This window comes from Henriciella sp., assembly GCF_049649345.1.
In the GTDB taxonomy this organism is placed as follows: Bacteria; Pseudomonadota; Alphaproteobacteria; order Caulobacterales; family Hyphomonadaceae; genus Henriciella.
Map to the genome: position 1 here is coordinate 1 of NZ_JBARZC010000093.1, position 4,237 is coordinate 4,237.

The following is a 4,237-nucleotide window of genomic DNA, read 5'->3' on the forward strand; positions in this document are numbered from 1 at the left end:
AGACTACGCTGTTTTGGCCGGTCCGCACATGTGCCAGCGGCGCATCGACCCGCCTGTGGGCGATATGCTCGGGCCGCGGCGCGGTCGCTGCATACGGGGCAACAAGACGGTTGGACCAGGCATTGTAGACGAAAAAGGCGTTCACGCGCTCGAACGGCGTGATGTTGCCGCTCGAGGCATGCAACGTATTGCAGTCGAAAATAACGACCGAGCCGGCCTTCGGTGCAGGCGCAACAATACCGCCCTCCTCGACGAGCGCCCTAATACTGGCGGTGTCCGGAATGCCGGTTCGCTGGCGCTTGAGCGAGGACTTGTAATTGTCCTCAGGCGTCTCGCCTTCACACGCGATGAAGGTCTTGTGGCTGCCAGGCACAAACATGACAGGGCCAGCCTGGGGATGATTATCCGTCAGCATGACCGACATCGACAGCGCTTTCATGCGCGGCATGCCATCTTCAGCGTGCCAGGTCTCAAAATCGGAATGCCAGTAGAACTCCTTGCCCTTGAAGGCCGGTTTGTAGTTCAGGCGCGACTGGTGAATGTAGACCTCCTCGCCGAGGATTTGCTGCGCGAGGCCAGCAAGGCGCGGATCGCGCGCCACAAGATCGAAGTCAATCGTCTGTCGATGAATGGCGAAGATCGATCTGACCGCACCGCTATCGCGCTCAGAGATGATTGTTTCATCAGCCAGGCTGCCGGGAAACTCACGCATCTCATTGGCCGTGCCGCGCATGCGTTCAACCTCTTCCGGGCTGAACACATCCTCCAGAACGGTGAAGCCGTTGCGCTCGAAGCCTTCCAGGACCGACCGGCTAACGGGAGGCCTGGAAAAGTCGCCGGTTCGCACGACCGGTTCGCGGCGCTCTCTGAGGCAAGAGCCCTGGGCTTTGCGGGTGGCGTAGATATCCTCTCTTGTCTGTTGCATCTCTCGTTTGCGATCCTCTGTTCTGCCGGCTTTGTTGTTCAGCCGGTCATGTGTCTAAGTGTCTCGAAAAGCAGCTGACTGAGCCGTCAGATGCCCGTTCGGCCCACCTACGCGGGAGCGCAGCTTGAGGTTGCAATGTGGAGATGAAAACACACGCGGAGTTTGATCTCGATCAATTTCAGAGCGGCTGGTTGGCGGCTTTCCGGCTGATCTCCTGCAGCGCCAGAAGCGCCTCGTGCCAGGTCTCCTCATGCCTTTGCGACCACTCATTCGACAACACATCGCGAAACGCGTCGCGTATGGCAGTAAACATGGATGAGAGGTCCTCACCCTGCAGATCATAGGCATCGTGCTGGAGCTGCGCCGCCTCCAGGATCAGGAGCGGCATGGTGGACTTCTCGGCCAGGCCGATGATGCAGTCAAAGCAGGCTGACAGCATGGTCCCGCGCACCCCTCCATCCTGATCCATGACGAACAGGGCCTCATAGTCTGGATACGCCTCGAACAGATGGGTGTAGACAAGCTCGGCCGGGTCACCGCGCAGCTCCGCGACGCGTTCGAGTGTCTCAATCAGCAGCGCCCCGTCCATGAGTGTCTTTAATCCGGAATGGACGGGCGAGACAATCTTCGGCATAGCCTCCGGGCAATGAGCCCTGACCTTCTTTTATCCTTGGCCGACCGGATCGGCGTCTTTGTCTTCGCGATTTCCGGCGGTGTCGTCGCGGTCCGCAAGGAGATGGACTTTCTCGGTGTCATCGTGCTCGCCTTTCTTCCGGCAATCGGCGGGGGCACGCTTCGCGACCTGCTGCTGGACCGGCCGGTCTTCTGGCTAAATGACAGCGTAACGCTGGTCCTTGCCGTCGCTGGCGGACTGGCCGCATTCTTCTTCTATCGTTTCGTCAGCAATTTCAGGGCGCTTCGCTGGCCGGATGCTGTCGGCATGGCGCTCTTCACCGTGACCGGGGCAGCAACAGCAATGGCGCTTGGCCACGGCTTTCTCGTCGTGCTGATCATGGGCGCGGTAACCGCCAGCGGCGGCGGTCTGATCCGCGATGTCGTCGCGAATGAAGAGCCGCTCGTCCTGAAGGCTGGCGAGCTTTATGCAACCTGCGCACTGGCAGGCTCGCTCGTCTATTATCTGCTGATGGTCTACGGGCCGGGCGAGACGGTTGCCTTCGCCGCCGGCATGGCCACCGCCTTCATCCTGCGCGCCAGCGCCATCCTGTTCGGCTTGTCACTGCCCAAGGCCAAAGGCTGATCTTTCGCCTCTCGAGAAGTTTTTATTCGGCCAGAACCGGAGCAGGCTCTTCACGTCTCACAGCCCTGCGCAACACATCGCCATAGCCATGCGAGATACAGTCGGTCTCGTTGTAGAAACCACGCTGTGAAAGAATGCGGTGCATGCGGCCGAGATTGTAGGGCGGTATGCTGGCGAGCAGGTGATGCTCGAGGTGATAGTTCACATTGTTCGGCGCGATGAAGACTTTCTGCCAGAAGGGCGCAACCGTTGTGCCGGTATTCAGCCGTGCATCAAGCTGCGAGCGGTCGATTGCCGTGCCGTGCTCCCCGATCTGGCGCAGGCGTACGATGGCCGGATAGATGAACAGCTCAGCGGCCCACCACATCAGATACGCCCATGGCGCGCCTGCGGCCGTCAGAACACCAAACAGCAGGACATGGAAGGTCAGCCACGGCCAGTTGCGCGACAGTTTGAACTTCCGGATCTTGAAAAGTGTATCGCGAAGACCTGTCTGACCGGTCAGGTCGCGCTTGAACTTGCGCGTGATGCTGTCGCGGGAGACGGGGTAATTCTTCACAAAACCGATATCGGGATCGTCCGGTGTGCCGGCATATTTGTGATGTTTCAGATGGTAGGCGCGATAGGCGTGAAGCGAGATATTCATCGGCGCGCCGACAATCCAGTGGCCGACAAAATCGTCGACCGCCCTGTGCTTGAAGAAGGCGTGGTGAGCGCAGTCATGATTGATGATGCCAAGACCGAGCTGGCGTCCGCCCAGAATCAGGACACCAAGAAGAATGGTGAATGGATTGGTCCAGATGATTGCGATGGCGAAAGCAGCAGCGATCAGCCCCCAGTTCCAGGCGAGCGTGATGAAGGCTTTGAGGTCCGACTTCTGGCGCAGCTGCCGCAGCTCGTCCTTGGACAAGGCGTCAGAAAGTTTCATTAGTGTGCTCATCTATCGCTCCATACATCAGACAGGTGTGATATTACACGATAATAAAAGTTTCGTCAATTTATGTATCATTACAGACGCCTCGTTCCAGACGATATTTCCGCCCGGGCCCTGATCCTGTCCCTACTGAGCACGGTGGATGTGGATCGCCAGGCAATTGGCGCGCTCGTCAATGCGGGGGACCTGTTCGGCATCGAGCCAGTCACTATACGCGTGGCTGCGACGCGATTGGTCAAGTCGGGGCTGCTGGAAAGTCCCGAAAGGGGGATCTACGCGCCGGGGCCAAAGGCCAAAGCGCTGACCCGGCGGCTCCAGCAATGGCGCGATGTATCTGACCGCCTCAGCGACTGGACAGGCAGCTGGCTTGTCTGCCTGACCCATCATCTCGGCCGGGCCGACCGCAAGAAGCTGCGCGAGCGCGAGCGGGCCCTGATGCTTTATGGCTATCGCGAAACACCTAACGGCCTCTGGGTCCGGCCTGCCAATATATCACGCACGATCGACGAGCTTCGCGATGAGCTGGTCAGTATTGGCGCCGGCGATGGCATCATGCTCATGGAGGCGAGCGACTTTGCCACCGGCCTCGCAAAACACTGGGAGTCGCTCTGGTCAGCCAAAGAGCTGCACGCCTCTTACACAGCGGCGATTGCCGACATGACAAGCAGCCTGCCGCGGCTGGCAACGCTTCCGCCGGATGAAGCGGCGCGCGAATCGCTGCTGATCGGCCAGGCGGTCATCCGCACGATCAATTTCGATCCGCTCCTGCCGCCGGAGCTCGCAGACCAGGGCCTGTTCCTACAGATGGTGGAGACGATGAAACGCTATAATGAGACGGGCATCGCCTGTTGGGACAAGTATCACGCCAGCATGAATCTCGGGGCCTGAGCTAGAGGTTCAGCGCCGGCGCCCAGCGCCTGAGACCATGTCGCGGAAGGCCTCGAACGTCGCGCGGGCAACCTGGATCGGGGTTGGCTTTCGCCCCCGCGAGGCACGAACGAAGTGTACGCAATTCGCCCCGGGAAGATCATAATCATGGCCCAGCCGCCGATGCGCGCGGGCACTCGACAGATATTCGCTGGTGGAGTCCCCCGGTCCATGATTGCGCACGGGCCGGCCG

At 59.9% G+C, this 4,237-nt stretch carries 6 protein-coding genes; 2 read left to right on the plus strand and 4 right to left on the minus strand.

Going from position 1 to position 4,237, the window contains the following annotated elements; genetic code table 11:
- The coding region (locus WA989_RS02315) for a phytanoyl-CoA dioxygenase family protein (RefSeq protein ID WP_424338914.1) at positions 1–925 on the minus strand (925 nt) is incomplete at its 3' end.
- 178 nt (positions 926–1,103) lie between these two features.
- Positions 1,104–1,559: a globin gene (locus WA989_RS02320; protein ID WP_424338915.1), complete on the minus strand. Its 456-nt coding sequence runs from the start codon at positions 1,557–1,559 to the stop codon at positions 1,104–1,106.
- Between the two features lie 12 nt (positions 1,560–1,571).
- Here WA989_RS02320 and WA989_RS02325 point away from each other — a divergent pair, with 12 nt between their 5' ends.
- Positions 1,572–2,183: a trimeric intracellular cation channel family protein gene (locus WA989_RS02325; protein ID WP_424338916.1), complete on the plus strand. Its 612-nt coding sequence runs from the start codon at positions 1,572–1,574 to the stop codon at positions 2,181–2,183.
- 22 nt (positions 2,184–2,205) lie between these two features.
- Here WA989_RS02325 and WA989_RS02330 read toward each other — a convergent pair whose 3' ends face one another.
- Positions 2,206–3,111, minus strand: a complete 906-nt coding sequence (locus WA989_RS02330) for a fatty acid desaturase family protein (RefSeq protein ID WP_424338917.1) — start codon at positions 3,109–3,111, stop codon at positions 2,206–2,208.
- Positions 3,112–3,183: 72 nt separating this feature from the next.
- Between WA989_RS02330 and WA989_RS02335 the strand changes: the two genes are divergently transcribed.
- The gene (locus tag WA989_RS02335) at positions 3,184–4,005 is read left to right on the plus strand and encodes a hypothetical protein (RefSeq protein WP_424338918.1); all 822 of its coding nucleotides are present in this window, start codon (positions 3,184–3,186) and stop codon (positions 4,003–4,005) included.
- A 9-nt stretch (positions 4,006–4,014) separates the two neighbouring features.
- Here the strand turns inward: WA989_RS02335 and WA989_RS02340 are convergent.
- Positions 4,015–4,237, minus strand: a 223-nt coding sequence (locus WA989_RS02340) for a hypothetical protein (protein ID WP_424338919.1), incomplete at its 5' end; no start/stop codon positions are given.